Source organism: Methylobacterium sp. WL116 (genome assembly GCF_008039455.1).
Classification (GTDB): domain Bacteria; phylum Pseudomonadota; class Alphaproteobacteria; order Rhizobiales; family Beijerinckiaceae; genus Methylobacterium.
Map to the genome: position 1 here is coordinate 1 of NZ_VRUV01000815.1, position 1,420 is coordinate 1,420.

Consider the following 1,420-nt stretch of genomic DNA (forward strand, 5'->3'; position numbering starts at 1 on the left):
GCTCGCCACGGCCCTCGTCATGAACCAGTGGATCAGCGCCCAGCATATCATCGACGCGAACGCCGCGGCCGGCCCCGAGCGCCAGAACGAGGCGGCGCGCCTTGGCGGCTGCCGCGTCGGCTCGGTTTGTCGCGTCGCGTCTCATGCGCCCTCCGGTGCCGCGGGTCTCGACCCGCGGGCGACCATAGCGGAGCGGCCGCGCCGCGTCTAAGAGTCTCCCGCGAAACCTCCCGAGCGCCGGCGGTCTCCTGTGCCCACGATGGCGCGACGGCGGTTCCGTGACCGATGACGGGCGGCCATTCGACCCTGAGAGCGTCGGTCTTCCGACGAGACCCGATCGTTCGGCCCCCTCATCCTTCGCAGACGCCGAAGCGGCACCGCGAGGATGAGGGAAACGGGCCGACGAACGCGTCGACGGGGTTTCAGGCGGCGCGGACGGTGGCTAGGAAGTGCGCGACCTCCGCGCCGAGGCGTTCGGATTGGCGCGACAGCTCGGAACTCGACGCCAGGACTTGGGTCGCGGCAGCGCCCGTGTCCTCCGACGCGCGCGCCACGCCCGCGATGTGGGCCGTGACCTCGCTCGCACCGGCCGAGGCCTGTGCGACGTTGCGCACGATCTCCTGGGTCGCCGCTCCCTGCTCCTCGACGGCCGCCGCGATCGTCGCGGCCACCGCATTGATCTCGCGGATCCGGGTCGTGATGCCGCCGATCGCGCTCACGGCCTGATCGGTCACGTGTTGCACGTGCCCGATGCGTTGGCTGATCTCCTCGGTGGCCTTGGCCGTCTGGCCGGCCAACTCCTTCACCTCCGTCGCGACGACCGCGAAGCCGCGGCCAGCCTCACCGGCACGCGCGGCCTCGATCGTGGCGTTCAGGGCGAGCAGGTTGGTCTGCGAGGCGATGTTGGAGATCATCCCGACCATGGCCCCGATCTGCTCGGCGGCGTGGCTGAGCTCCTGCACCAGCCGCGCCGTCTGATCGGCGTCCACCACGGCGGCTCGCGCCAGCTCGGACGAGCTGGACATCTGCCGTCCGATCTCCTGCACCGAGGATCCGAGTTGCTCGGCGGCGATGGCCACCGTGCTCACGTTGTCCGCTGCCTGCGTGGCCGCCGCTGCCACGGTGCCCGACTGCGCCGCCGTGTCGCCGGCGGTCGCGGTCATCTGCTGGGCCGTCGCCTGCAACTCGGTGGCCGCCGACGAGACCTGCCCGACGATGCCGCCGACGGCCGCTTCGAAGGCGTCGGCCATCTGCCGCATCCCGGCCTGGCGCTGCCGCTCCGCCGCCAACCGCCCCTGGGACATCTCCTCCTCCAAGGCCTGCGTGCGGATCAGGTTCTCCTTGAACACCTGCACCGAGACGGCCATCGCCCCCAGCTCGTCGCCGCGCCGGGTCGCGGGCACCTCGGCCGCCGTGGCGC

2 protein-coding genes are annotated in these 1,420 nt (G+C 72.0%); one reads left to right on the forward strand and one right to left on the reverse strand.

Annotation, left to right across the window (positions count from 1 at the left end):
- Positions 1–211: hypothetical protein (locus tag FV223_RS31340; RefSeq protein ID WP_210247533.1), on the forward strand; the 211-nt coding region annotated here is incomplete at its 5' end.
- A gap of 211 nt (positions 212–422) precedes the next feature.
- On the opposite strand, the gene FV223_RS27585 is transcribed toward FV223_RS31340, so the two are convergent.
- On the reverse strand, positions 423–1,420 hold a 998-nt coding region (locus FV223_RS27585), incomplete at its 5' end, for a methyl-accepting chemotaxis protein (protein ID WP_246689836.1).